The 25,742-nt window shown below is 67.3% G+C and carries 23 protein-coding genes and 2 tRNA genes; 3 read left to right on the forward strand and 22 right to left on the reverse strand.

What is annotated here, in order from left to right; translation table 11 throughout:
* Positions 1 to 2: 2 nt before the first annotated feature.
* The 6 genes from QM732_RS16615 to QM732_RS16640 are packed head-to-tail and all read right to left on the reverse strand — an operon-like array spanning position 3 to position 6,035.
* Positions 3 to 1,004, reverse strand: a complete 1,002-nt coding sequence (locus tag QM732_RS16615) for an ABC transporter substrate-binding protein (protein WP_415657212.1) — start codon at positions 1,002 to 1,004, stop codon at positions 3 to 5.
* Positions 1,005 to 1,012: 8 nt separating this feature from the next.
* A complete protein-coding gene (locus QM732_RS16620) occupies positions 1,013 to 1,882 on the reverse strand; it encodes a TauD/TfdA dioxygenase family protein (protein ID WP_415657213.1) in 870 nt (289 codons plus the stop codon).
* Between the two features lie 4 nt (positions 1,883 to 1,886).
* Positions 1,887 to 3,677, reverse strand: coding sequence for a family 2A encapsulin nanocompartment cargo protein cysteine desulfurase (locus QM732_RS16625; RefSeq protein ID WP_415657214.1), 1,791 nt, complete (start codon positions 3,675 to 3,677; stop codon positions 1,887 to 1,889).
* Positions 3,652 to 4,575 carry a family 2A encapsulin nanocompartment shell protein gene (locus QM732_RS16630; protein ID WP_415657215.1) on the reverse strand — a complete coding sequence of 308 codons (924 nt, stop codon included), beginning with the start codon at positions 4,573 to 4,575 and terminating at the stop codon, positions 3,652 to 3,654. Before QM732_RS16630 ends, QM732_RS16625 begins: the two co-directional genes overlap by 26 nt.
* A 48-nt stretch (positions 4,576 to 4,623) precedes the next feature.
* Entirely contained in the window at positions 4,624 to 5,562 is a 939-nt protein-coding gene (gene epsC / locus QM732_RS16635) for a serine O-acetyltransferase EpsC (protein ID WP_415657216.1), read from the reverse strand.
* Positions 5,562 to 6,035: a rhodanese-like domain-containing protein gene (locus QM732_RS16640; RefSeq protein ID WP_415657217.1), complete on the reverse strand. Its 474-nt coding sequence runs from the start codon at positions 6,033 to 6,035 to the stop codon at positions 5,562 to 5,564. Before QM732_RS16640 ends, epsC begins: the two co-directional genes overlap by 1 nt.
* 529 nt (positions 6,036 to 6,564) lie before the next feature.
* Here QM732_RS16640 and QM732_RS16645 point away from each other — a divergent pair.
* Positions 6,565 to 7,176, forward strand: a complete 612-nt coding sequence (locus QM732_RS16645; protein ID WP_415657218.1) for a transposase — start codon at positions 6,565 to 6,567, stop codon at positions 7,174 to 7,176.
* 286 nt (positions 7,177 to 7,462) lie between these two features.
* Here the strand turns inward: QM732_RS16645 and QM732_RS16650 are convergent.
* The 8 genes from QM732_RS16650 to QM732_RS16685 form a co-directional block, all read right to left on the reverse strand.
* Positions 7,463 to 7,538: transfer RNA gene (locus QM732_RS16650), tRNA-Lys, on the reverse strand.
* A 73-nt stretch (positions 7,539 to 7,611) separates the two neighbouring features.
* Positions 7,612 to 7,687 (reverse strand) — tRNA-Lys (locus tag QM732_RS16655).
* Positions 7,688 to 7,766: 79 nt separating this feature from the next.
* A complete protein-coding gene (locus QM732_RS16660; protein WP_415657219.1) occupies positions 7,767 to 8,543 on the reverse strand; it encodes a ThiF family adenylyltransferase in 777 nt (258 codons plus the stop codon).
* On the reverse strand, positions 8,543 to 9,322 hold the full coding sequence (gene ybgF, locus QM732_RS16665; protein WP_415657220.1) for a tol-pal system protein YbgF: 780 nt from the start codon (positions 9,320 to 9,322) through the stop codon (positions 8,543 to 8,545). Before ybgF ends, QM732_RS16660 begins: the two co-directional genes overlap by 1 nt.
* Positions 9,323 to 9,327: 5 nt before the next feature.
* The gene (gene pal / locus QM732_RS16670; protein ID WP_415657221.1) at positions 9,328 to 9,861 is read right to left on the reverse strand and encodes a peptidoglycan-associated lipoprotein Pal; all 534 of its coding nucleotides are present in this window, start codon (positions 9,859 to 9,861) and stop codon (positions 9,328 to 9,330) included.
* 101 nt (positions 9,862 to 9,962) lie between these two features.
* Entirely contained in the window at positions 9,963 to 11,237 is a 1,275-nt protein-coding gene (tolB, locus tag QM732_RS16675; protein WP_415657222.1) for a Tol-Pal system beta propeller repeat protein TolB, read from the reverse strand.
* A 70-nt stretch (positions 11,238 to 11,307) separates the two neighbouring features.
* Entirely contained in the window at positions 11,308 to 12,807 is a 1,500-nt protein-coding gene (gene rng, locus QM732_RS16680) for a ribonuclease G (protein ID WP_415657223.1), read from the reverse strand.
* Positions 12,808 to 12,860: 53 nt separating this feature from the next.
* Positions 12,861 to 16,388, reverse strand: a complete 3,528-nt coding sequence (locus tag QM732_RS16685) for a PEP-CTERM sorting domain-containing protein (protein WP_415657224.1) — start codon at positions 16,386 to 16,388, stop codon at positions 12,861 to 12,863.
* Between the two features lie 185 nt (positions 16,389 to 16,573).
* Between QM732_RS16685 and QM732_RS16690 the strand changes: the two genes are divergently transcribed.
* Together QM732_RS16690 and QM732_RS16695 are read left to right on the forward strand one after the other, a co-directional pair.
* Positions 16,574 to 17,131, forward strand: a complete 558-nt coding sequence (locus QM732_RS16690) for an ECF-type sigma factor (RefSeq protein ID WP_415657225.1) — start codon at positions 16,574 to 16,576, stop codon at positions 17,129 to 17,131.
* A 39-nt stretch (positions 17,132 to 17,170) separates the two neighbouring features.
* Entirely contained in the window at positions 17,171 to 19,828 is a 2,658-nt protein-coding gene (locus QM732_RS16695) for a protein kinase domain-containing protein (RefSeq protein WP_415657226.1), read from the forward strand.
* On the opposite strand, the gene QM732_RS16700 is transcribed toward QM732_RS16695, so the two are convergent.
* The 8 genes from QM732_RS16700 to QM732_RS16735 are packed head-to-tail and all read right to left on the reverse strand — an operon-like array spanning position 19,825 to position 25,715.
* Positions 19,825 to 20,427 carry a Maf family protein gene (locus QM732_RS16700; RefSeq protein WP_415657227.1) on the reverse strand — a complete coding sequence of 201 codons (603 nt, stop codon included), beginning with the start codon at positions 20,425 to 20,427 and terminating at the stop codon, positions 19,825 to 19,827. The two genes, QM732_RS16695 and QM732_RS16700, sit on opposite strands and share 4 nt — an antisense overlap.
* The gene (gene rlmH, locus QM732_RS16705; RefSeq protein ID WP_415657228.1) at positions 20,420 to 20,887 is read right to left on the reverse strand and encodes a 23S rRNA (pseudouridine(1915)-N(3))-methyltransferase RlmH; all 468 of its coding nucleotides are present in this window, start codon (positions 20,885 to 20,887) and stop codon (positions 20,420 to 20,422) included. Before rlmH ends, QM732_RS16700 begins: the two co-directional genes overlap by 8 nt.
* Positions 20,887 to 21,570 (reverse strand): ribosome silencing factor, encoded by a 684-nt coding sequence (rsfS, locus tag QM732_RS16710; protein WP_415657229.1) that lies wholly within the window; start codon positions 21,568 to 21,570, stop codon positions 20,887 to 20,889. The genes rlmH and rsfS overlap by 1 nt, the downstream gene beginning before the upstream one ends.
* A complete protein-coding gene (nadD, locus tag QM732_RS16715; RefSeq protein WP_415657230.1) occupies positions 21,571 to 22,158 on the reverse strand; it encodes a nicotinate-nucleotide adenylyltransferase in 588 nt (195 codons plus the stop codon).
* Positions 22,155 to 23,090, reverse strand: coding sequence for an oxygen-dependent coproporphyrinogen oxidase (hemF, locus tag QM732_RS16720; RefSeq protein ID WP_415657231.1), 936 nt, complete (start codon positions 23,088 to 23,090; stop codon positions 22,155 to 22,157). The genes nadD and hemF overlap by 4 nt, the downstream gene beginning before the upstream one ends.
* Complete coding sequence (locus QM732_RS16725) at positions 23,087 to 23,716, reverse strand: 1-acyl-sn-glycerol-3-phosphate acyltransferase (RefSeq protein ID WP_415657232.1); 630 nt, start codon at positions 23,714 to 23,716, stop codon at positions 23,087 to 23,089. Before QM732_RS16725 ends, hemF begins: the two co-directional genes overlap by 4 nt.
* Positions 23,713 to 24,993 carry a phosphoribosylamine--glycine ligase gene (gene purD / locus QM732_RS16730; protein ID WP_415657233.1) on the reverse strand — a complete coding sequence of 427 codons (1,281 nt, stop codon included), beginning with the start codon at positions 24,991 to 24,993 and terminating at the stop codon, positions 23,713 to 23,715. The genes QM732_RS16725 and purD overlap by 4 nt, the downstream gene beginning before the upstream one ends.
* Positions 24,993 to 25,715, reverse strand: coding sequence for a YebC/PmpR family DNA-binding transcriptional regulator (locus QM732_RS16735; RefSeq protein ID WP_415657234.1), 723 nt, complete (start codon positions 25,713 to 25,715; stop codon positions 24,993 to 24,995). Before QM732_RS16735 ends, purD begins: the two co-directional genes overlap by 1 nt.
* Between the last annotated feature and the right edge of the window lie 27 nt (positions 25,716 to 25,742).

The following is a 25,742-nucleotide window of genomic DNA, read 5'->3' on the forward strand; positions in this document are numbered from 1 at the left end:
GTTCAGCTCCCGCCCGCGAGATGTGCGTCGTCGAAGAAGTAGTCCCGCACCGACGCCGGCTTGTTCTTGATGGCGCCGACACGGTGCATGAAGTCCGCCAGCGCGAAAGTGTTCTGCGGCGTCAGCTTGAACTCCACTTCCGGGTTGCGGATGATCTTCAGCAGAAGCGCGCGTTCGACCTTGCTCTTGTTGGTCCGCTGATAGATGTCCGCCGCCCTTTCTGGGTCGGCCTTCACCAGCCGGGCCGCTTCCGCGAGCGCGTCGACGAAGGCCCGGTAGGTCTTCGGGTTGTCCCTGCGGAATTTCTCGGTCGCGTACAGCACCGTCGCCGACGCCGGGCCGCCCAGCACGTCGTAGCTCTTCAGCACGACGTGGGCCTGCGGGTTGCCCGCCAGCACCTGCTCCTGAAAGGGCGGGTTGCCGAAATGGGCGTTGACCTCGGTGCCACCCTTGATGAGTGCCGCCGTGGCCTCGGGATGCGGCAGCGCGACCTGCAGCTTGTCGAGCCGGTTGAACTGCGCATCGCCCCACTGCTTGGCGGAGGCCAACTGCAGGATGCGCGACTGCACCGACACACCGGTGGCGGGCGTCGCGATGCGGTCCTTGTCGCCAAAGTCGGCAATGGTCTTGACGCCAGGGTTGGTGCTGACGAGGTAGTAGGGGAAGTTGCCCAGCGACGCGACGCCGCGCACGTTCTGCTTGCCCTGCGTGCGGTCCCAGATCGTCAGCAGCGGACCAACGCCGGCACCGGCGATGTCGATGCCACCGCTCAGCAAGGCCTCGTTGACGGCTGCGCCGCCGGAGAGCTCGATGAACTCGACCTGCACGTCGGGCAGGCCCTGGGCTTTGCCAGCTTTCTGGATCAGGCCCTGGTCCTTGGCCACGTCCAGCAGCAGATAGACGATGCCGAACTGCTCGGCGATGCGGATGCGTCCCTCGGCATGGGCTGTCAGGGGTGATGCGATGAGGGCGGCGAGCGCCAGGCGGCGCAGGGTCTTGGACATGGTCATGATCAGAAAGGCCTATCGCCCTCGATGGTGGTTCGGTGCATGCGGCGGCGCAGTTCGGGCGGGCAGCCAGCGGCGAGGTGGGTGACGGATCGGTTGTCCCAGAACACCATGTCGTGCGGCTGCCAGCGGTGGCGGTACTGCAGTTCGGGCCGCGTGCCGTAGACAAACAGCTCGGCCAGCAGCGCACTGCTCTCGTCCTCGGGCAGGTCGACGATGCGGGTCGTGAAATGCTCGCTGACGAACAGCGCCAGGCGCCCGGTCTCGGGGTGGACGCGAACCACCGGCTGCACGACGGGCTTGACCTTCGTGAGCTGCTCGTCGCTGAGCTTGGGTCGCCAGGGGTTGCGCTCGCGCAGTTCCTCGTACTTGGCGAGATAGGAATGCTCGGCGCGCAGCTTGCGCACGCGCTGCTTCAGCTCGGGCGGCAACGCGATCCAGGCGGCATGCTGGTCGGCGAACAGGGTGTCGCCACCCTCTGCCGGCAGCTCCTGGGCCAGCAGCATGGAGCCGAGGCTCGGCGTCGCCTTGTACGACAGATCCGAATGCCAGAAGTGGCCCGCATCGCCCAGGCCAATGGGCTCGCCGTTCTCGACGATGTTAGAGACGATGAGGATCTCCGGGTGCCCCTTGAGCTGGAACTGGTGCAGCACATGGATCTGCAGCGGGCCGAAGCGGCGGCTGAAGGCGATCTGCTGCTCAGGCGTGATGCGCTGGTCGCGAAAGACCAGCACGTGGTGGTCCAGGTGCGCCCGGTGGATACGGCGGAAGTCCGCCTCATCCAGCGGCTGGTTCAGGTCCAGGCCCACAACCTCGGCAGCAAAGCTGCCGGGCAGCGGACGGACCTCGATGCGGGTCAGCGTGTCGGTGCCCATGGCATCAGGCCCTGGCCAGGCGGCGCACTACCGATACGAGATGGTCGATCTCGTCACACGTGTTGTAGAACGCGAACGACGGCCGCACTGTCGCCTCCACGCCAAAGCGGCGCAGGATGGGCTGGGCGCAGTGGTGGCCCGAGCGCACCGCGATGCCCTCCTCCGCCAGTGCCTGGCCCACGGCCGCAGTTTCGTGCCCGGCCAGCACGAAGCTCAGCACGCTCGCTTTTTCAGCCGCGGTGCCGATCAGGCGCACGCCCGGGATAGGGCGGATGGCCTCTGTCGCATAGGCCAGCAGCTCATGCTCGTAGCGGGCGATGGATGCCAGGCCAACGCGCGAGACGTAGTCCAGCGCGGCGCCTAGACCCGCAGCGTCAGCAATGTTGCCCGTGCCGGCCTCGAAGCGCGCTGGTGCCGGCTGGAACACGGTGCGCTCGAAGGTCACGTCGGCAATCATGTTGCCCCCTCCCTGCCAGGGCGGGATGGCGTCCAGCACTTCCTTGCGGCCCACGACAGCACCGATGCCGGTGGGGCCGAAGATCTTGTGTCCGCTGAAGATGAAGAAGTCGCAGCCGATGGCCTGCACGTCCACCGCGAGGTGCGAGACCGACTGTGCGCCGTCCACCAGCGTCGTGACGCCCCGCCGTTGCGCAAGCGCCACCAGCTCCTGCACCGGCACGACCGTGCCGAGAGCGTTGCTGACCTGGGTGACCGCAAGCAGCCTGGTGCGCGGATTGATCAGCTTCTGCACCTCGGACAGAATGATCTGGCCGGTGTCATCCACGGGAATCACTCGCAGGTGCGCGCCCTTGCGGGCAGCCAGTTGCTGCCAGGGCACGATGTTGGCGTGGTGCTCCAGGTGGGAGACGACGATCTCGTCGCCCTCGCCCACATGCTGCTCGCCCCAGGTGTTGGCGACGAGGTTGATGGCCTCGGTGGCACCGCGCACGAAGACGACCTCCTCAGACGAGCGCGCGTTGACGAACTGGGCCACGGTCCTGCGCGCCGCCTCGTAGGCGTCCGTCGCACGTGCCGCCAGCGTGTGGGCGGCACGGTGGATGTTGCTGTTCTCGTGCTCGTAGAAGTAGCTGAGCCGGTCGATGACGGCCCTGGGCTTTTGCGTTGTGGCCGCGTTGTCGAACCACACCAGTTGCCGGCCGTTGACGCGCTCCTGCAGGATGGGGAAGTCGCGCCGGATGGCGTTCACGTCAAAAGGTACGCGCTGGCGTTGCACCTGGTGCTTGTTCGGCAGCTCGCCAGCGTGGTGGCCAGCGGGGCCGGGGTGACGCGGCAGGTCCAGCACGTAAAGGGGCTGCTGCGATGTGGCGAACGGCTCCAGGAAGTAGTAGCCCGAGGGCACGGTCGTGCGTTGCGGCGGCGCGATCTGCTGCGGCACGCCGAGCAGCTGGCTGCCGGCACGACCGTCCACGCCAGGCACGCTGGCCAGAAGCACGTCGGGCACGCCGTTGCCGGCCTCGGCATGCGGCGCCCGCGCGACCGACGGGCGCAGCAGCGCGGCGGCCTGGTCCGGGCCGGCCGGCACGAGATTCAGGCCTGGAGCCGCGGCGCCGAAGCCGCCAAACTGCGTCGTGCTGGATTGGGGCAGCGGCCCACCTGGGAGACCTGGCGGCAGGGGGTTGGCCGGCACGTTCAGGCCGCCGGCGGACTGCACGGGCTGCGCCGACGGCAGCGTACCGGCGTTCAGGCTCCCGAACAGTTCGTTGGCCAGCCGGCCGAGTGCCGCGACGTCGAACGGGCTTTCCGCCACGTCAACGGTAGGTGTCAGGGTACTCATGGTATTTGCCGACTTCCACGTCTTCGAGCACCGCAAGCGCGTCGTCGCTGTGGACCGCGAGCGAGCAGTAGAGGCTGATCAGGTAGGAGGCGATCGCGTTGCGGTTGATGCCCATGAAGCGCACCGACAGCCCCGGGCCCTGCTCGCCCGGCAGGCCAGGCTGGTACAGACCCACGACGCCCTGGCGCTTGTCGCCCACGCGCAGCAGCAGGATGCTGGTCTTGCCGTCGTTGACGGGCACCTTGTCGCTCGGGATCAGCGGGATCCCGCGCCACGTCAGGAACTGGCTGCCGAACAGACTGATGGTGGGCGGCGGTACGCCGCGGCGCGTGCATTCCCGGCCGAAGGCGGCGATGCCCAGCGGATGGGTCAGGAAGAAGGCCGGCTCCTTCCAGACCCTGCTGAGCAGGTCATCTAGGTCGTCAGGCGTGGGCGCGCCGGTCAGCGTGGAGATGCGCTGTTCGTCCGCGACGTTGGCCAGCAGGCCGTAGTCGGGGTTGTTGATGAGCTCTGACTCCTGGCGCTCCTTGATCGTCTCGATGACGATGCGCAGCTGCTCCTTGATCTGGTCGTGCGGACTGCTGTAGAGGTCGGACACGCGGGTATGCACGTCGAGGACCGTCGCGACCGCGTTCAAGAAGTACTCGCGCGGCGCAGCGTCGTAGTCGGCGAAGGTGACGGGCAGCTCGGCTTCGTCGCGCTTGGCACAGGCCACCTTGACGGCCTCGGGGTCGGCCACCTTGTTGAGGCGGTAGATGCCTGCTTCCACCGGAATCCACTGCAGCAGGTGCGTCAGCCAGCGCGGCGTGATGGTGGAGAGTTGCGGGACTGTTTTTGTCGCATTGGCCAGCTGCCGCGCTGCGGCATCGCCGAGCGCGAGTTGGTTGAGGTCAGCCATGGAAGAAGAGGCTCCGGGTGGTGGTGGGGTGGGTTGAGATGAAGCGGGTCACGCGGCCAGCGCCTGGACGCTGGATGCCGAGTCGGCCTGCGAGTCGGCTTGGGAATCAGCCTGGGAGATGCGACTTCCCGGCGGCAGGCTGCGCGTCAACCAGACATTGCCGCCGATGACCGAGCCGCGGCCGATGGTGATGCGGCCCAGCACCGTCGCGCCGGCGTAGATGACGACCTCGTCCTCGACGATTGGGTGGCGCGGCTGGCCCTTGCGGGCATGGCCTGCCTCGTCGGTCGGGATGCTCTTGGCACCGAGCGTGACGTTCTGGTAGATGCGCACGCTACGACCGAGGATGGCTGTCTCGCCGATGACGACACCGGTGCCATGGTCGATGAAACAGCCTGCACCGATCCTCGCACCGGGGTGGATGTCAATACCGGTCTGCGCATGAGCCAGTTCGGAGATGACGCGTGCGATCAGCGGCAGGCCGAGCCCGTAGAGCTCGTGCGCGAGGCGGTGGCTGATCAGCGCATGCAGCCCCGGATAGCACAGCAGCACTTCGTCGACGCTGCGTGCCGCCGGGTCGCCCTGGAAGGCGGCTGTGACGTCGCTGTCCAGCAGCTCACGAACGGCGGGAAGACGGCGTGCGAAAGCCGAGACACTGTCTGCGGCAGCCGACTCCGGCGGCAACTCGACGCCGGCCAGGCGTGCCCCGTGGCGCAGCTCGAGAGCCACCTGCTGGCGCAGCCGTCCGAGGGCGGCACCCAGTGTGTGGCCGACGTAGTAGTCCTCATCTTCGGGCTGCAGGTCGGGCGGGCCCAGGCGCATCGGGAACAAAGCGCCGGCCAGCTGCTGCACGATGTCGGCAAGGAGTTCGCGCGACGGCAGCTCCCGCCCCCCATCGCCCCAGCGCCGGTGCTCTTCGCGCCAGCGGCGGCGCGCACCGCGCAAGGCCTCGACGATGCCCTGCAGCTCCTCGGTCGCAGCACTCATCAGTCCTGCACCCAGGGCAGACTGTGGAAACGCCAGCCGTTGAAGTGGCCGCGCTGCTGGTGGTCGTCGCTGTCGCCTTCAAATCCTTCCTGCACATTGAAGACGTTGACGAGGCCGGCCTTGGTCGCGGCTTCCGCCGCCAGGGCCGAGCGCTTGCCGCTGCGGCATAGCAGCAGCACGGGCAGTTCGTTGCCCGACTTGGCTCCGACCCTGGCATCCAGTTCTTTGGCAAAGCGCGGATTGCGGTTCAACGCCGTGCCGGTGGCCCAGGCCACGTGCAGGCTGCCGGGCACATGGCCCACGAAATGGCGCTCCTCGGCACTGCGTACATCCACGAGGACCGCGCGGCCGGCCTGGACCAGGATCCAGGCCTCACGCGGCGTCAGGCTGCCGGCGAAGGGCAAGCCGGCGGCCTGGGCCGCCTCACGGGCAAGCGCCAGGACTTCGGGTTCTTCGAGAACTGAGGTGCTCATGTCGGGTCTCATGCGAAAACCGAGCAAGGCTAGGACCGGCGGGTTCTGCAGCAAACGAAGCAAAACATGAACGGTTATGCGCTTTGCAAACAAGCGCAGCCACACAGTGCGTCATCGCTGACGACGGGAGGCCGGGAAGCAGGAGCGGCCACCGCTGAGTCGGGCCGCGAAGCCCTCAAGAGATCGAGCAATTCGGCAGGACTTCGGGCGGCAGACCGCCTTGATCAACGGCAAGATGCGATGAACAGCCCCTTGATCACGGCACCGGAACCTCAAGGTCCGCCGTCACGGTGCACGCACATCTGCATGCCGAGCACGCGGCGCAGAACTCGGCGGAGCACCGGCGGCCGGCCTTGCCTGAAGTTCGCGTCCTCGGACAGGCCGGCCTTCACGCCCACTCAGCCGTCGGTCGCCGAAGGGTTGTTCGCGTCGCGAACGAACTCGAACGGATCGACGTCGATCATGAATTGCGTCAGCACAGCTCATCCGTCTCTGTTACGGTTGAGGTAGCGATTGTCAGGAGTCAGCGATGAACACCTCCCTGATCAGCGAACGCGACCCCGAGGACCAGCCGCTTTGCCGCTCCTACGTGTCCGTCCTCTTCAACCCGATCTCGGCACGGGTGAGCGGCAAAGCCGACACGCATCCCATGCCAATGCTCTGGGCGATTGGCGTGCTCTACGACGGCCAGCCCGACTACCTTGGATCCTGGGTTGCTTCCGGCCCCAAGGACTCGCAATGGCTTGCCATCGCTGAAGACCTTAAGGCCCGCGGTGTCGAACGGATCCGATTCATCATTGGCCCGTCCCCCACCGAAATGCAGGCCGCAGTGACGGCCCGCTGCTGTACGGGCAACTGGCACTGCACAGCCCTGCCCATCTCGCGTATGGCCATCGCCCCTTCCGTCATCGACGCCCTCCTACCCGGCCACCGACCGTACATCGAGCGAGTGCTCGAGGTTGCGACCCCGCTGGGGGCCCGCCTCAAACGGGCGCTCGCACGCCACGGCAGCTTTGCCAGCGCCGCAGCCGCCGCAGCGCTGCTCCGTCAATCCACGAAGCGGTACATCAACGCCAAATGGCCGGAACCGGAGACAGTACCGGCACCACCGCTCAGAGCGCAGCACGCCACCACGGGCTGACTCCCGCGACCATGGTCATGAACCTCCAGGCGGCCCTCACCAGCATTCACGCCGCCCTACGACGCCGCGGCGCTGCAGTCCTTTTGGACCTGGCTCATCGTTGCACGGACTGCCTTGCCCGTCAGTGGAGAACCGGTAGTCATGCGGGCCGCTCTACACCTGAGTTACCCGACGAGGCACTAGGCGCCTGAGGGATTTACCCGCATCGCTTGGAACAACAAAAAACCCCTTAAGCGTTGATTCCTAAGGGGTTTTTTACTTCCCAGGATGCCCCGGGACGTTGAATTGGTGGGCCCTGTAGGATTCGAACCTACGACCAACGGATTAAGAGTCCGCTGCTCTACCAACTGAGCTAAGAGCCCTTGATTCAGCCTGGATGACCTTGCTGAGCCAATGATTATAGCGTGGATTCTATTGAATCAGCGCCAAAAATTCTGGTGGGATGTGCAGGATTCGAACCTGCGACCAACGGATTAAAAGTCCGCTGCTCTACCGACTGAGCTAACATCCCGCGTCAAGCAGAGCCTGCCATTGTAGGCATGTTTTTATTGACTCTGCAAGAAGTTTTTGAATTCTTGGCATCCAAGGCATCAGGACGGCTTGCGGGACAGGTGCAAGCGCTGGAGTTCGGCCGCTGCACACAGGCCGAAGGTCGCCGTGACGGTGACGCTGGAGCCGTAGCCATGGCAGTTCAGGCTGCCGTCGATGTCGCAGGCCTCACCCTCCGCCTGCTGAGGCAGATGGACAGGCTCGCGCGAGTAGACACAGGCGACCCCCATTTTTCCCGCACGCGGTGCGCCATGCTGCTTGCGAAGGCGCTGGCGCAGAGAGGCCAGCAGCGGGTCGTGTGTGGCCGCGCCGAGATCGTCGAGCTCCACGCGGTGCGGCTCACGCTTGCCGCCGGCCGCGCCGACGGTGACGAAGGGCAGGCCGCGCTCGCGGGCCCAAGCCGCCAGCGTGGCCTTGGCACGCACCTGATCGCAGCAATCGACGAGCCCGTCGAACGCCGCGTCGCCAACGAGTGCCGGCCAGTTGCCTGGCTCCACGAACTCCTCGATGACGCGCACGTCGCAGCCGGGGTGGATGTCGGCGACGCGATTCTTCAGCGCCTGCGCCTTGGCCATGCCGACGGTGGAGCCGAGCGCCTGGATCTGCCGGTTGATGTTGGATTCGGAGACCTGGTCGAGGTCGATCAGCGTCAGCGAGGCCACCCCGCTGCGCGCGAGCGCTTCGACGGCCCAGGAACCGACGCCGCCCAGCCCCACGACCGCGAAGCGTGCGGCCCGCAGTCGTTGGTAGGCGGCGTCCCCATGCAGGCGCCGCAGGCCGCCGAAGCGGCGCTCCAGATCAGCTTCGAGCTGATCCATCACTTCAAGGCGCGCAGGCGTTCCTTGCCGGCTTGCGCGGCTTCGGTGCTGGGGTAGGCCTTGATGAGGTCTTCGAGGCTGCGGCGCGCGCCCTTGCTGTCCTTCAGTTCGATCTGGCAGTTGGCCAGCGCGAGCAGGGCTTCGCCTGCGCGCGGATGGTCCGCGTTGCCGGCGATGAAGGCCCGGAACGTCGCGATGGCGTCCTTGTAGTCGCGCTTGCCGTACTGGGCGTTGCCAAGCCAGAAGCGCACCGAATCGGTGTAGCCACTGGCGGGGTAGCGCTTCAGGAATGCATTGAGCGCGCCGACTGCCTCGGGAAAGTCGCCGCGGCGCACGAGGCCGATGGCGGCCTCGTACTGGCTGCGCTCATCCGGGCTGACCTGGAACTCGCGACCATCAAGGCTGACCTTCTGCGGTTCAAGCGGCTTGAGGCGTGCTTCGACGGACTGCGACTGATCGGTGAGCTTGCGCTGCGTGTCGGCCAGGTCGCGAGCGAGTTGCTCGTTGGCACCGCGCAGCTTGGCAATCTCGGCGCGCAGGGCGTCGATCTGGCCATTCAGGTCCAGGATGCTGCGGCGCAGCGGCTGCAGCTGATCCTGGATGAGGGCGTTGAGCTGCTCGGCGCGCTGCTTGGCAGCGTCCTCGTTGGCCTGCACCTTGGTGCGCAGTTCGAGGATGGCCTTGCGGGCTTCGTCATCCTCGAACAGGCCCGCCTGGGCGGGCTGCATGAAGGCCGCTCCCACGGCGATCGCCGTGAGCGACAGTCGCAGAACGCGCATCACTGTCACTTGTCCTTGAGCTCGACGCGGCGGTTCTTGGCCCAGGCTTCTTCACCGCTGCCTTGCACGGCCGGGCGCTCCTTGCCGAAGCTGACGGCTTCGACCTGGTTGGCACCGACGCCCAGCAGGGTCAGCGACTTGGCGACGGCTTCGGCACGGCGCTGGCCGAGGGCCAGGTTGTACTCGCGGCCGCCACGCTCGTCGGTGTGGCCTTCCAGGTTCAGGGCGGCCTTCTTGTTGGCGTTCAGGCGCTTGGCATGCAGCTCGACCAGCGGGCGATACTCTTCCTTGACAACGTCGCTATCGAAGTCGAAGTAGACGACGCGCTTGTCCTTGACGTCCTGGGTGTACTGGCTGAACAGATCCACCGTCGGCACGGCCGTCTGGGCCGGCTGGGCCGGTTGCTGCGGCGGGGTCACCGCCGGCGGCGTGGGCTGGCGCGTCTCGACCGGCGCGGGCTCGTCCAGCTTGACGGCGGAGCCGCAACCGGCCAGGGCGGCGGCGGCAATCAGGGTGAGCGCATAGCGGGTCAGTTTCATTCGAATGTTCTCCACAACGGACGGGGGGCAAGGGATTGGGGGCCTGCACCGTCGACGGCGCGGGCGCTGCATTGTCCAACAAGGGACGGGGTGTCAAGTTACTAACGCGTAAAAGGACCCCAGGTCGGCTCGCGCACCTCAACCAAAGTGACCAGCAGCGGTGTCTTGATCTTGCCGTCCAACGTCGTCGTCATCAGCACTTCCTTGCCGCCGGCACGGCTGGCGTAGACGATGAGCTTGCCGTTGGGCGAGAAGGCAGGACTCTCGTCGTCGTTGGCGTCGCTGATCTGCTGGGACTGGCCCGTGCCGAGATCCATGACGCTGAGACGGAAGGCCCCGCCGGTCCGCGTGATGTAGGCCAGCGTGCGGCCGTCCGGACTGACGGCCGGGCTGATGTTGTAGTTGCCGCTGAAGCTGACTCGCTCGGCCGTGCCACCGTCCGCCGGCATGCGGTATATCTGCGGGCCACCGCCACGATCGCTGACAAAGTAGATCTTGCTGCCGTCAGGCGAGTAGCAGGCCTCGGTATCGATGGCGCTGCTGCGTGCCAGGCGGCGCAGGCCGGAACCGTCACGGTTGATGACGAAGAGCTGCGTGCCTCCCTCTCGCGACAGGCTGAGCACGAGCCGCTGGCCGTCGGGCGACCAGGCCGGCGCACTGTTGGTCCCCTTGAAGTCGGCCAGCACGCGTCGCTGGCCGGTCAGCACGTCCTGGATGCGCACTGTGGCCTTGCGGCTCTCGAAACTCACGTAGGCCAGCTCGCGGCCATTGGGCGCCCAGGCCGGCGAGATGATGGGCTCGGGGCTGGTCAGCGCGACCTTGGCGCCCTCGCCGTCCGCGTCTGCAACGACGAGGCTGTAGCGCGGGCCGGCCTTGGTGACATAGGCCATGCGCGTCGCGAAGACACCACGCTCACCTGTCAGCTTCTCGTAGATGGTGTCGGCGATCCGGTGGGCCGCCAGGCGCGCATCGTCGGGATGAACCGCATGGGCCTCGCCGACCAGTTCGGTACCCTTAACGACGTCCCAGAGCTTGAAACGAATGTCGAGCCGGCCATCGGCCAGACGCGTGACCGAGCCGGCCGCGAGGGCATCGGCCTGGCGGGCGCGCCAGTCAGGCCAGGCCGGGCTGCTGGTCTCGCTCAAGGCTCCGGGCGCATCGACGCTACGGAACAGGCCGCTGCGCTCGAGATCGGCGCGCACGATGGCGGCGATGGGCTGAGGCGACCTGGACTCGTCGCGGAAGTCGACGATGCCGACCGGAATGCGGGTGCCGCCAACGCCGGCGATGTCGATGCGGACCTGGGCAAGCACGGGGCCTGCACCCAGCGAGGCAAGGGCCGCAAGGCTGCGGCGGCGGGAAACGAGTTCGAGCATGACGCGCGATTCTGCCGCAGGCAGGCCGTGGTCACGTCAGACAAGGCCGCGTTGCGCCGCGGCTATGCCCTCAAAGCAGCACGATGTCGTAATGCTCGGTCTGATTGGTGGGCTCGGCCGTCAGCGAGATGGGCTTGCCGATGAAGTCGGACAGTCCGGCGAGATGCGCACTTTCCTCGTCGAGCAGCATCTCTACGACGTTGGCGGCCGCGACGACGCGGAACTCCCTCGGCGAGAACTGGCGCGCCTCACGCAGGATCTCGCGCAGGATGTCGTAGCAGACCGAGCGCGCCGTCTTCACCTGGCCGCGGCCCTCGCACGTCGGACAGGGCTCACAGAGCATGCGCGCCAGCGACTCGCGCGTACGCTTGCGCGTCATCTCCACCAGGCCCAGTTGCGTGAAGCCCCCGACGGTGACCTTGGTGCGGTCCCGGGCCAGTTGCTTCTTGAACTCGGCCAGCACGGCAGCCTTGTGCTCCTCGCGCGTCATGTCGATGAAGTCGACGATGATGATCCCACCAAGGTTGCGCAGCCTGAGCTGGCGCGCTATCGACCCCGCCGCCTCCAGGTTGGTCTTGAAGATGGTGTCATCGAAGTTCTTGGCACCGACGAAGCCCCCGGTGTTGACGTCGATGGTCGTCATTGCCTCGGTCTGGTCGAACACCAGCGAGCCGCCGGACTTCAGCTCCACCTTGCGCGCCAGTGCGCGCGCGATCTCGGCATCGACGTTGCAAAGATCGAAGATGGGCCGCTCGCCTCGGTAATGCTCCAACTTGGCCGTCGCGGCCGGCATGAAGGTCTCGCCAAACTGCCGCAGCACGTCGTACTGCATCTTGGAATCAATGCGGATGGAGCCGGTGCGCTCGCTCGTCAGGTCGCGCAGCACACGTTCGACGAGGCTCAGGTCCTGGTGGAGCAGGCTGGCGGGGGGCGTGCTGAGCGCGCCCGAGCGGATCTGCTGCCAAGTCTTGCGCAGGTAGGCGATGTCAGCGGCCAACTCCTCGTCGCTCGCATCCTCGGCGTTGGTGCGCAGGATGAAACCGCCGCCCCCGCCCTGCTCCTTGGTCCCCACCAGCGCCACCATCCGCGCACGTAGCGCCTCGCGTGTCTCGGGTGAACCGATCTTCTGACTGATGCCGATGTGCTCGTCCTGCGGCAGATAGACCAGCATGCGGCCGGCGATGCTGATCTGGCTGGACAGACGTGCGCCCTTGGTGCCTATGGGGTCCTTGATGACCTGCACCGTCAGCGGCTGGCCCTCGAAGACCAGGCGCTCGATGGGCGTGGGCGGCATGTCCGGACCATGGGCGCTTTGATGCCTGCCGTGGCCGAACTGGGATGCGCTGTGCAGGTCTGCCACGTGCAGAAAGGCGGCACGCTCCAGGCCAATGTCGATGAAGGCCGACTGCATGCCCGGCAACACGCGCACGACCTTGCCAAGGTAGACGTTGCCGACCAGGCCTCGCTCGAGCGTGCGCTCCAGGTGGAGTTCCTGCACGGCGCCGTTCTCGACGACCGCGACGCGAGTCTCCTGAGGAGACCAGTTGATGAGGATGTCTTCGGTGGGCATGCCCCGAGTCTATCGAGGCCACCTCGTCCTGGCGCCGAGTTGCGCCGGACCACTCAGGCGATCGCCTTGCGGCGGCGCACCAGCCAGCCGATGACGCCCACGCCGGCCAACAGCATCGCGTAAGTGGATGGCTCCGGCACGGCACCGACTTCCAGCACGTTGAGCCAGACCTGGTTGGTATGGCTGTAGTCGATGGCGTACTGGAACCCAACGCCGAAGCCGACCGTGGTCACGCTGCCGAAGACGCCGTTCAGTGGCCCCGTGCTGCTCATCAGCAAGTAGGACTCGCCGTCGTTCAAAACGCAGGCGAAGCAGCTAAGTGCCAAGGTGCTGCCACCGATGCCGGCGGTGCCGTTGACCTGCAGCATGTCGCTCAGCGATGCGGACGTGAGGCGGATGTCTAGTACGCCCATCGCACCTTGCTGCAGGTTGCCCTGAAGCGTCAGCGTCCCGGTGGACGCCGCGGCGCCTGGCGCGATGTGGCCGTTGTTCGTCAGCATGCCGTCGACCTGGATGCTGGCCACACCCATCAGCGTGCCTGTGTTGACGAAGTTGTCGGGCAGGCGCAGCGTGCCGATCTGCGATTCCAGCGTGCCGGCGTTCTGCAGAGCGGTGTTGGACAGGTCGCTGGTGCCGGTGCCGCCGGTCTTCACGATACGGCCGTTGTTGATGACCTCGCCGCCGCCGTAAATGCCGGCGTCGTTGGCGAACTCATAGCGGCCGTTGTTGGAGAGCGCGCCGGCACCGTAGACGTAGAGAGCGTCCGTGGCCAAGGTCCGGCCGGACAGCGCAAGGCCCGAGGCGTACTTGTAGCCGCCGCCCTCGACCGACAGCGCGCCGCCGCTGCTCTGCCATTGACCTGCCATCGTGCCGCTCGTCCAATGCGCGCCGCCTGTCGCCACGACGTTGTTGGCCGTGACCGTACCGCTGCCCGAGAGGTAGAGGTTGCCGGCCGTGGACAGCGCCCCGCTGAACGTGGCGCCACTCACGACGACCACCTGGCCAGCCCCGGTGACGGCACTGCCGCTTTGGAAGACCGGGCTGCCGTTGAAGACGATGCGACCAGCTTGCGCATCGACGACTCCGCCTGCGCCGTTGGTGAATCCATTGACCGTGACGTAGCTGTCGCCCGTGCCCCCCACCTTGGCTAGCGTGCCGTTGTTGACGAAGCTGTTCGAGCCGCCGTTGGCGTAGAGCGCCGCGTCGTTGGCGAACTCGTAGCGGCCGTTATTGACGAGCGAGGTACCGTCGTTGAAGTACAGGCTGTCGACGGCCGTCATCGTGCCGGCGTTGGTCAGCGAGCCGCCCACATACTTGTAGCCGCCGCCCGCCACATGCAACGTGCTGCCGCTGGCCGTCTGCCAGGTGCCGGCCAGCGTGCCGCTGGTCCAGTGCACGTCGCCGGTTGCGGTGACGTTGTTGGCCGTGACGGTGCCTCCGGCGAGGTAGAGGTTGTTGGCCGTCGCGAGGGCCCCGTTGAACGTAGCGCCATCGACGATGGCGACCTGGCCCGCGCCTGTGATGACGCTGCCGCTGGCGAAGGTCGGCGCGCGGTTGAAGACGATGCGCCCGGTTTGTACGTCGACGATGCCGCCTGTCGCATTGGTGAAGCTGGTGACGGTGACGTAGCTATCGCCTGAGCCTCCCACCTTGGCCAGCGTGCCGTTGTTGACGAAGCTGTTCGAGCCGCCGTTGGCGTAGAGCGCCGCGTCGTTGGCGAACTCGTAGCGGCCGTTATTGACGAGCGAGGTACCGTCGTTGAAGTACAGGCTGTCGACGGCCGTCATCGTGCCGGCGTTGGTCAGCGTGCCGCCCACATACTTGTAGCCGCCGCCCGCCACGTGCAACGTGCTGCCACTGGCCGTCTGCCAGGTGCCGGCCAGCGTGCCGCTGGTCCAGTGCACGTCGCCGGTTGCGGTGACGTTGTTGGCCGTGACGGTGCCTCCGGCGAGGTAGAGGTTGTTGGCCGTCGCGAGGGCCCCGTTGAACGTAGCGCCATCGACGATGGCGACCTGGCCCGCGCCTGTGATGACGCTGCCGCTGGCGAAGGTCGGCGCGCGGTTGAAGACGATGCGCCCGGTTTGTACGTCGACGATGCCGCCTGTCGCATTGGTGAAGCTGGTGACGGTGACGTAGCTATCGCCTGAGCCTCCCACCTTGGCCAGCGTGCCGTTGTTGACGAAGCTGTTCGAGCCGCCGTTGGCGTAGAGCGCCGCGTCGTTGGCGAACTCGTAGCGGCCGTTATTGACGAGCGAGGTACCGTCGTTGAAGTACAGGCTGTCGACGGCCGTCATCGTGCCGGCGTTGGTCAGCGAGCCGCCCACATACTTGTAGCCGCCGCCCGCCACATGCAACGTGCTGCCGCTGGCCGTCTGCCAGGTGCCGGCCAGCGTGCCGCTGGTCCAGTGCACGTCGCCGGTCGCCACGACGTTGTTGGCGTTGAAGGTTCCACCCGACAGGTAGAGGTTGTTGGCCGTGGATAGCGCGCCACTGAAGGTAGCGCCGTTTGTGATGGACACCTGGCCGGCGCCTGCGATGACCGAGCCGTCGTTGAGGACCGCCCCGTTGTTGAAGACGATGCGCCCTGTCTGAGCATCGATGATGCCGCCCGCGCCGTTGGTGAACCCATTGATGCCGATGGTGCTGTCACCCGTGCCACCCGCCTTGACCAGCACGCCGTTGTTGACGAAGTAGTTCGCCCCGCCATTGCTGACGAGACCCGCGTCGTTGTCAAACCGGTAGGCGCCGGTGTTGGTCAGCGTCTGTCCGTCGTTGAAGTACAGGTTGTCGGTTGCGGCCATGGCACCGCCGTTGGTGATCGCGCCGGCCACGTACTTGTAGCCTCCGCCCAAGACGTTGACGGTCGAGCCGGAAGCCGTCTGCCACTGGCCGGCCATCGAGCCACTCATCCACTGCACGGTACCGCTCGCAAGGCGTGCCGGCGTGCCCGCGTTGCCGGTATAGGTGCCACCGGCCAGCACCAGACTGCCGTCCGACGAGAAGCTGCCGGCAAAGCTCGCGCCGCCAGCGATCAGCACCTGGCCCGGCCCGGTAAAGCTGCTGCCGGCATTGAAGCTGCCGCTGCTGTTGAAGACGATGCGCCCAGTCTGCGCGTTGACGTTGCCGCCATTGCTGACGAAACCGCTGATGTTGATGGTGCTGTCGCCCGTACCACCGATCTTGGAGAGCGTGCCGGTGTTGACGAGCACGCCGGACGTACCGTTGTCGTACAGGCTGGCATCGCTGCCGAACCGGAAGGCTCCGGCGTTGTTGAGCGTGTTGCCGCCCACGAAGTAGAGGCTGTCCGTGGCATCGATGACGGCACCGGCCTGCGCGGTGAGCAGCAGGTCGAGATACTTGTAACCGCCGGGACTGATGCTCAGTGTGTCGCCGCTGAGCAGCGTCGTTGCGCAGCCCGAGCCGCTGTAGTTTCCTGCCGTGAAAGTGCACGGCGCAGACGATGCCAGTTGCGGCAGGCCGGCCATGGCCAGCAGCGCGGCGGCGCTGAGCGCGCGCAGGCGAAGATCGGCAGGGTGACGGCGGCCGGCACGTGCCGGAGCGATCAGGGGGTAGGCGTGCATGGCGTCTGCTCCAGGGGCTGAAGGCGGATGGACCCGCCACCACGACAGATCCCTGCTTCTGAACACGCAGCCGCCTCCACCGACCCGCCACTTTCAGCACCCCCGAAACGCGGGGGATGGCTGGCGCGGGGGGCCGGTGTTTGTCGCCTGCGCCGATCCGCCCCCGGCTGCTAGAGTGGCCCGCCATGGATGCCCCGGTCACCTCCTTGCTGCACAACGCCAGCCGGGGCGATGCCGCGGCAGGCGAGCGAGTGTTCGCACTGATGTACCGCGAACTGCAAGGCCTGGCCCGTGCGCGGCTCGCCCGCGCGCCGCGCGTGACCGCCGCCGACACCGGCGCCCTGGTACATGAGTGCTGGCTGCGCATGCAGTCGCTGGGCGAGCAGCACTTTGCCGACCGCTCCCATTTTCTGGCCTACGCCGCGCGTGCGATGCGATCCATCGTCACCGACATGGCGCGGCGGCGTGCGGCCGAACGCCGCGGCGGCCAGGTGGAACACCTGACGCTGGACACTGCCGCGGCCAATGCCGTCGCTGACGCGCCCGAGGACCTGATCGCGCTGGACGATGCCCTGGAGGAGCTCACCAAGCTGGACGCCCGCATGGCCCGCGTCGTCGAGATGCGCTTCTTCGCCGGCCTGTCGGAATCCGAGATTGCCAGCGCGCTGCAGGTGTCACTGCGCACCGTGCAGCGCGACTGGGAACGCGCGCGCGCCTTCCTGACCCTCGCCCTCAAGCCTTGAGCATGGCGGTTTTGGCAGCCGGATTGCGTATTCCCAGCCATGAGCGCCCAGTTCCCCATCCGCGCCGAAGACTGGCCCGAGGTCTCGCGCCTTTTTGATGAAGCCAGCGACTTGCCGCTGGAAGACCGCGCCACTTTCCTCGCCCGACTGGACGCCGAGCAGCCAGGACTGTCGACGCAGGTGCGCGCGCTGCTGGAAAGCAGCGCCGAGCGCGAGACGGGCGGCTGGCTGGAGCGTGGGCCGCGTCTGGCCGGCAGCGCCCGCGAGGCGGGCAGCGAACTCAGGGCCGGCGACACCGTCGGCAGGTATCGGCTACGGGCCCGCTGCGGCACGGGCGGCATGGGCGAGGTCTGGCAAGCCGAGGCGCTGGAAGGTCCGGCTCGTCGCGTCGCGCTGAAGCTGCCTCTTTGGCACCGCCCCGGCAGCGCCGCTGCCGAGCGCTTCGCCCGCGAGGGGCAGATTCTCGCTACGCTGGACCACCCGCACATCGCCCGCCTGTACGACGCTGGCACGGCCGTCGACGGCACGCCCTATCTCGCGATGGAATGGATCGAGGGCGAGCCGCTGATCGTCTGGTGCGATGCGCACCGGCTAGGCCTGCCGGAGCGGCTTGCCCTCTTCCAGCAGGTGCTGGACGCCGTCGCCTACGCGCACGCCCGGCTGGTGCTGCACCGCGACCTCAAGCCCGCCCACCTGCTCGTTTCGCCCGAGGGCCAGATCAAACTGCTGGATTTCGGCATCGCCAAACTACTGGACGGCGGCAGCGCCCCCGCCGACGCCACCGAGCTGACCCGCGCCGCCGGCCGCGTGATGACCACTGCATACGCATCGCCCGAACAGGTGCGCGGCGAGGCGTTGACGACGGCGGCCGACCTGTACGCACTGGGCGTCGTGCTATTCGAGTTGCTGACCGGCCACCGCCCTTATGCGCCACGGCTGAACACGCCTGCCCAGCTAGAGACAGCGATCGCTGAGGGCCAGTTGATGCGCGCCGCCGATGCGCCAGCCGACGCCGACGCGCAGGTGCGCAACTGCACTCGCCGCGCACTGGTCAAGGAGTTGCGCGGCGACCTCGGCGCAGTGCTCGACAAGGCGCTGCGGCTGGAGCCCGCCGCGCGCTATGCCAGCGCCGAGGCCTTCTCCGCCGACCTGGCGCGCCAGCTCAATGGCCACCCGGTGCTGGCCGCGCCGACCAGCCGCTGGCAACGCGCCTGGAAGTTCACGCGCCGCCACCGCGTCGGCATAGGCTTGGGCACGCTGGCCGTCAGCAGCCTCATGGCCGTGACAACCGCCGCTCTGTGGCAGGCACGCGAGGCGCAGGCCCAGCGCGCCAAGGCCGAGGCGTCGCTGGCAACGACCGAACACTTCTCGTTCTTTCTCGGCGATTTGCTGGGCGATGCGCTCGCCGCAAGCAGCAACGAGCCGCCTGCGGCCGTCGTGGCCCGCGCCGAGCGAATGGCCCGCAGCGAGTTTGCCGATGACCCAGAGACCCTGTCCCGCGTGCTACAGGCTGTGGGCCAGCATCACGGCGGCATCGGTGAGTCCGAACAGGCCGCCAAGCTCTACGAAGAAGCAGCCAAGCTGACGAAGGACCGCCAGCAGCTGCAGGCCATCGACTGCGCGCTGGGCATGATGTACCAGCGCCTGGGCCGGCACGACGAGGCACTGGTGCTGCTCAGGCGCGTGGCCGACGACCCGTCGGCCGAGCCGTTGTCGCGCGCCAATTGCGCATCCTACGAAGCCACCGTGCTGCTCAACGATGGCGACCTGGACGGCGCGCTGCGGGCGGCCGACGACGCCACGGCCTACTGGCAGTCCATGCGGCGGCCAACGCTGCAGTTTGAGGCGCCACTGCTGGTGCTGAAGGCCAGTATCCTGATGTACACGCCGCGCGTGGCCGAGGCGGATGCCCTCTTCGCGCGGGCCGCTGCCTCCATGAAGAAGCTGGGCCGCGACCAGGGCATGTCCTATGTCGCAACGCTGAACAACTGGGCGCTGGCCAACTTCCTGGCCGGCCAACTGCCCGCCGCACGCGAGCGCCACGACGACACGCTGGCGCTGGCCAGGCTGAACGCCGGCGCGCAGGGTGTGTCGCCCATCAATCTCCTGAATGCAGCAACCGACCGGTTGGAGTTCGGCCTGTACCCAGAGGCGCTGGACTTCTACAACCAGACGCTTGCCGCTGCGCAGACCTGGAAGAGCCCGGGCTTCGCGGCCAGCGCGCAATGCCTGGGCGCGCTGGCGCTGCTGCGACTGGGCCACCACGCTGACGCGCAGGCGCGCCTGGCTACGGGTCGCGCGCTGAAGCTGACCGACAGCCCGGGTGACCGCATAGCGACCGGCAACTGCAGCAGTGTCAACGCGCAGTTCGCGCTGGCGCGCGGTGACGCCACCGCGGCGCTCAAGGCCTTCGACCAAGCGCTGGACAACAAGTCTCTGCGCGACGCCACCCGCGCCCATCTGCTGCAGTGGCGCTCACGCGCGCAACTGGCGGCCGGCAACGCCGACGCGGCCAAGGCCGATGCCGAAGGGTCGCTGAAGATCGCCCGGCAGCTGCAGGGCGCGCAGCCCGCCTCCTTCCGCACCGCGCTGGCGCTGGATGCACTGGCCCGCATCACCGGCAATGCGGTCACTCGCCAGCAGGCCGACGCGGCGCTGGCGGCCAGCGTCGCACCGACGCACTGGCTCAGGCGCTAGAGCTTGAAGCCGAACTGGTTTAGCAGCTGCGCCGTCTCAAACAGCGGCAGACCCATGATGCCGCTGTAGCTGCCGGAGATCGTCGAGATCCACGCAGCAGCGTCGCTCTGGATGGCGTATCCACCGGCCTTGCCGAACGGTTCGCGGCTGGCGACGTAGCGCTCCACCTGCACGCAGGTCAGCGGCGCAAACACCACCTGCGACACATTCAGTGCGACGGCACGATGTGTGGCGTCGGACACCGCCACGGCCGTGATGACGCGATGCGTGCGACCGGATAACAGTCTCAACATGCGACGCGCGTCAGCGTCGTCCACGGGCTTGCCGAGGATGAGCTCGTCCACGGCCACCGTGGTGTCCGCACAGAGGATGGGCGCCGGTGGCAGCACACGCCTCGCCAGCCGCGCCAATGCGGCATCGAGCTTGGCGGCCGTGACGCGGGCGCAGTAGGCCTCAGGCTGTTCGCCGGCAAGGACCGCCTCCAGCGCCTCCGCGTCCTCGTCGGCGCCTGGCAGCAGCAGCTCGTGCCGCACGCCGATCTGCTCCAGCAACTGGCGGCGGCGCGGACTTTGGGAAGCCAGGTAGACGAACCTACTCACGGTGATATGGATGCCCTGTCGTGACGGTCCACGCCCGGTAGAGGCCTTCCGCCAGCAGCACGCGTGCGAAGGCGTGGGGAAGAGTCAGGTCGGACAGGCGCAGCGTCTCGTCGGCCGTGGCCTTCAGCGCGGGGTGCAGCCCGTCCGGCCCGCCGATGATGAGCGCCGCGTCACGCCCCTCCCCCATCCACAGCCTGAGCCGCTCGGCAAGCTGGACGGAAGTGCGGCGCTCGCCGCGCTCGTCCAGGATGATGCGGCGCACGCCTTTGGGCAACGCAGCTTCGATGCGCGCTGCCTCGGCGGCCATCAGCTGCTCGGCGGTCTTGCTGCCGCGCGTCTCGGCCTTGACGGCCTTGAGCTCAAGCTTCAGCTCCGGCGGGAAGCGCTTGGCGAAATCCTCGTAGGCCGCATCGGCCCAGGCCGGCTGGCGCTGGCCCACGGCGACAAGCAGCAGGCGCATCAGGCCTTCTTGGCGGCGGTCTTCTTGGCCGGTGCCTTCTTGGCCGCCGTCTTCAGGGGCGCGGGCCTCTTGGCGGCGGCTTTGGTGGCGGTTTTGGCGGGGGCCTTAGCGATGGTCTTGGCCGGCGCGGCCTTCTTCGCCGCCGGCTTGGCCGCACCGACCTTGATGGTCTTGGCCGCCGGCGTCTTGCTACCGACGACTCGGCTCACGCCCTTCTTCGCGGGCACGGGCTTCTTCGCTGCCGGCGCCTTCTTGGCAGGTGCCGCAGCCTTCTTGGCAGGCGTGGCCTTCTTGGTAGGGGCCGGCTCCTCGGAGGCTTTCACGAGCTTGACCTCGGCGCTGCCGAGCTTGAGCTTGACGGGCTTGTCACCCCAGATCTCTTCGAGGTGGTAGTAGTCGCGGATGGCGGGCTGCATCACGTGAACGACGGCAGCGCCGCAGTCCACGATGATCCATTCGCCGTTGTCCTCGCCCTCGGTACGCATGACCTGCATACCACGACCCTTGACGGTCTCGCGCACACTGGAGGCCAGGGCCTTGGTCTGCCGGTTACTCGTGCCGGACGCGATGATGACGCGCTCGAACAACGGCGACAGATGCTCGGTGTTGAACACGACGATGTTCTGAGCCTTCACGTCTTCGAGGCCATCGACGATGGCGCGTTGCAGCTTGCGGATATCCATTCAGTGCTTCTTCTCGTAGAGGCGGTGCGAGGCAATATAGCTCGCGACCTCGGCGCCCACCATGGGGCTGATGTCCTCGCCACGGGCGACGGCGTCGCGCACGGCTGTGGACGAAAGGGGCATGTCGGGCAGGGGCAGCACCTGCAGGCGGTGCTCCGGCAAGCCCGGCGGCGCGACAACGGCCTCGCCGGCGCGGGGCACGACGACCAGCGTCGCCAGCGCCACGACGGTCTCGACCTGGTACCAGGTCGGCAGCCGTGCGTACTGGTCCTGGCCGATCAGGAACATCAACTCGGAGCCAGGGGTCTGGGCAGCGAACTCGCGCAGCGTGTCCGCCGTGAAGCTGGGGCCGCGCCGGTGCAGCTCGCGCTCGTCGAGCACGAAGCGCGGTTCGTCGGCGATGAGGCGCTGGACCATGCCTGCGCGGTGCACGGCAGGGGCCATGACCTGGTCAGGCTTCTGCCATTGACGACCGGCGGGCAGCCAGACGAGACGGTCCGGCGCCAGCGCGTCCAGCACGAATCGGGCAAAAGCCAGATGGCCCAGGTGAGGCGGGTCGAAGCTTCCGCCGAACAGAGCGAGCTTCACAACCACAGCCCCGTCGGCGTCTCGTCGGCCCAGTCGCGCGGGCGCAGGAAGTCCGTGTACAGCCGCGCCTCGGGTGTGCCCGGCTCCGGCGCCCAGTCGTAGCGCCACTTCACCTGCGGCGGCATGGACATCAGGATGGACTCCGTGCGCCCGCCGGACTGCAGGCCGAACAGGGTGCCGCGGTCCCAGACGAGGTTGAACTCAACGTAGCGCCCGCGGCGGTAAGCCTGAAAGTCGCGCTCCCGCTCGCCATAGGCATAGCCCTGGCGGCGCTCGACGATCGGCAGATAGGCCGTGAGGAATGCATCGCCGACCGACTGGATCAACGCGAAGCCGGCATCGAAGCCCCCCTCGGCGAAGTCGTCGAAGAAGATGCCACCGACGCCCCGCGGCTCGTTGCGGTGCTTCAGGAAGAAGTAGTCGTCGCACCATGCCTTGAACTTAGGATGTAGCCCTGCGCCGTGAGGCACCAGTGCGTCGCGGCAGACGCGGTGAAAGTGATGGGCGTCGCGTTCGTAGCCGTAGTAGGGCGTCAGATCCATGCCGCCACCGAACCAGGTCACCGCGGGCGCCCCTGCCGGCAGGGCCGCGAACATGCGCACGTTCATGTGCACCGTCGGCACGAAAGGGTTGTGCGGATGCAGTACCAGCGACACGCCCATGGCCTCAAAGGGAGCACCGGCCAGTTCCGGGCGATGCTGAGTGGCCGAGGGTGGCAGTACACGGCCCTTCACGTGCGAGAAGTTCACACCACCGCGCTCGAAGACCGAGCCGCCCTCGATGAGACGGGACAGGCCATCGCCTTCAAGCCGGCCACCGGGCTCGCGGCTCCAGCCATCGCTGAGGAAGGCATTGCCGTCGGCCGCCTCGAGGGCGGCGACGATGCGCTGTTGCAGGTCGAGCAGATAGTCGCGGACGGCTAGGGTGTTCATGAACGCGGGCGCATGGGCTGGATCGGGCTGGCAAGCTCGGGACGCTTGCCGGCACGCGGGCCGAGGTAGGCAGCAAAGGCGGCGAAATCCGCCTGGACGTCACCGGTCAGCTTGACGAAGCGGGTCAGCGAGACCACACGCTGACGGAAATCGAAATAGCACAGCCCCACTGGCACACCGGCCTGCACGGCCACCTGATAGGCACCCGTGCGCCAGCCGCTGGTCAGCGAGCGGGTGCCCTCCGGCGCGACCGCCAGCCAGAAGCGTTCACCACGCGCGGCGGCAGCCTGCATCTGCCGCACCGTGTCGTTGACGATGCCGTGGTGGCTGCTGCGATCCACCGCCACGCCGCCGATCCACCGCACCCAGCGGCCCAGCAGCGGCACCTTGAAGAGGCTGTCCTTTCCCCAGAAGCGCAGTTGCAGGCCCAGTGTCCACTTGGCAAGCACGCCGACGACGAAGTCCCAGTTGGACGTGTGCGGATAGACGAGTATGACGCCCTGCTCCGCCGGCAACCCCGGTGCATCCACCGTCCAGCCGAACATGCGCAGCAGTCCACGGGCCAGGCGGCTCTGCCGGCCGTGTGGATGCAGCGGCCCGGCGAGGACGGCGGGAGTCTGGATCAACGCTTGATGGCCCGGTGGCCGATGTCAGAACGGTACTGGCGGCCGGCGAACTGGATGGCCGAGGCCACATCGTAGGCACGCTGCGCCGCCGTGCGCACGGATTCGCCCAGGGCCGTCACGCAGAGCACACGGCCGCCGCTTGTCACTAGGCGGCCGTCGGCCATCGCCGTGCCGGCGTGGAAAACCATGGTCTCGTCCTCGTCGGCGGGCAGGCCGGTGATGGCGTCGCCCTTGCGCGGATGCAGCGGATAGCCCTCGGCGGCGAGCACGACACCGAGCGCCACGCGACGGTCCCATTGCAGCTCGACCTGATCCAACGTGCCGTCCGTGGCGTGCATCAGCAGCTCAAAGAGATCGCTCTTGAGCCTCATCATGATGGGCTGGGTCTCGGGGTCACCCATGCGGGTGTTGAACTCGACGGTACGCGGCTGGCCCTGGTCGTCGATCATCAGCCCGGCATAGAGGAAGCCGGTGAACGGATGGCCGTCCTTGGCCATGCCAGCGATGGTCGGCTGGATGATCTCGTGCATGACCTTGGCATGCACGTTGGGCGTCACGACCGGCGCTGGGGAGTAGGCACCCATGCCGCCGGTATTGGGGCCCTGGTCGTTGTCGAGCAGGCGCTTGTGGTCCTGACTGGTGGCCAGTGACACCACATGCTTGCCGTCGCAGACGACGATGAAGCTGGCCTCCTCACCGGCGAGGAAGTCCTCGATGACGACGCGCGCGCCGCCCTCGTTGTGCGTCACGCCGAGCTTGTTGTCCTCCAGGATCCAGGAGATGGCCTCATGGGCCTCGTCCAGCGTCATCGCGACGACAACGCCCTTGCCCGCCGCCAGGCCGTCGGCCTTGATGACGATGGGTGCACCGCGACCGTCCACGTAGGCGTGGGCGGCGGCCGGGTCGGAGAAGGTCTCGTACGCTGCCGTTGGGATGCCATGGCGCTTCATGAAGTCCTTGGCGAAGGCCTTGGAGCTTTCAAGCTGGGCCGCAGCCTTCGTGGGGCCGAAGATGCGCAGGCCGCGGGCACGGAACTCGTCGACGACGCCAGCGGCCAGTGCCGCTTCGGGGCCGACGACGGTCAGCGTGATCTTCTGCTCGATGGCGAAGTCGGCCAGTGCCTTCACGTCCGTGAGAGGCACGTTTTCCAGCCGCTCGTCGCGCGCCGTGCCGCCGTTGCCGGGCGCCACGAAAACCTGGCTGACGCGCTCGCCCTGGGCCAGCTTCCAGGCCAGCGCGTGTTCGCGGCCGCCATTGCCAATGACAAGGACCTTCATCAGCCGAGTTCCGCGTTGTGATAGACCGCCTGGACGTCGTCGAGGTCTTCGAGCACGTCCAGCAACTTTTGCATGCGCTCGGCGTCCTCGCCAGTGACCTCGATCGGGTTCTCGGCCCGCATAGTCACCTCGGACAACTCAGGCACCAGTCCAGCAGCCTCGAGTGCGGCCTTGACGGTTTCGTAGTCAGCAGGCGCAGTCAGCACCTCGATGGCGCCATCGTCGTCCGTGACGACGTCCTCGGCGCCAGCATCCAGCGCCACTTCCATGACCTTGTCTTCCGACGTACCGGGCGCAAAGATCAGCTGGCCGCAGTGCTTGAACTGGAAGGCTACGGAGCCTTCGGTGCCCAGGTTGCCACCGTACTTGCTGAAGGCATGCCGCACCTCGGCCACGGTGCGGACGCGGTTGTCCGTCATCGTGTCCAGCATGACAGCCGCACCGCCGATGCCATAGCCCTCGTAGCGGATTTCCTCATAGGTCAGCCCATCGATGTTGCCGCTGGCCTTGTCGATGTTGTACTTGATGCGGTCGGCCGGCATGTTGGCGGCCTTGGCCTTGTCGACGGCCAGCCGCAAGCGCGGGTTGTCCTTGATGTCGGGGCCGCCCTGGCGCGCAGCGACCGTGATCTCACGGATGATGCGCGTCCAGATCTTGCCGCGTTTCTCGTCCTGGCGGCCTTTGCGGTGTTGGATGTTGGCCCATTTGGAATGTCCGGCCATAAGGTTTGGCTCCCGGCGGCTGAAGGT

This window comes from Roseateles sp. (assembly GCF_047654805.1).
Taxonomy (GTDB): domain Bacteria; phylum Pseudomonadota; class Gammaproteobacteria; order Burkholderiales; family Burkholderiaceae_C; genus Pelomonas.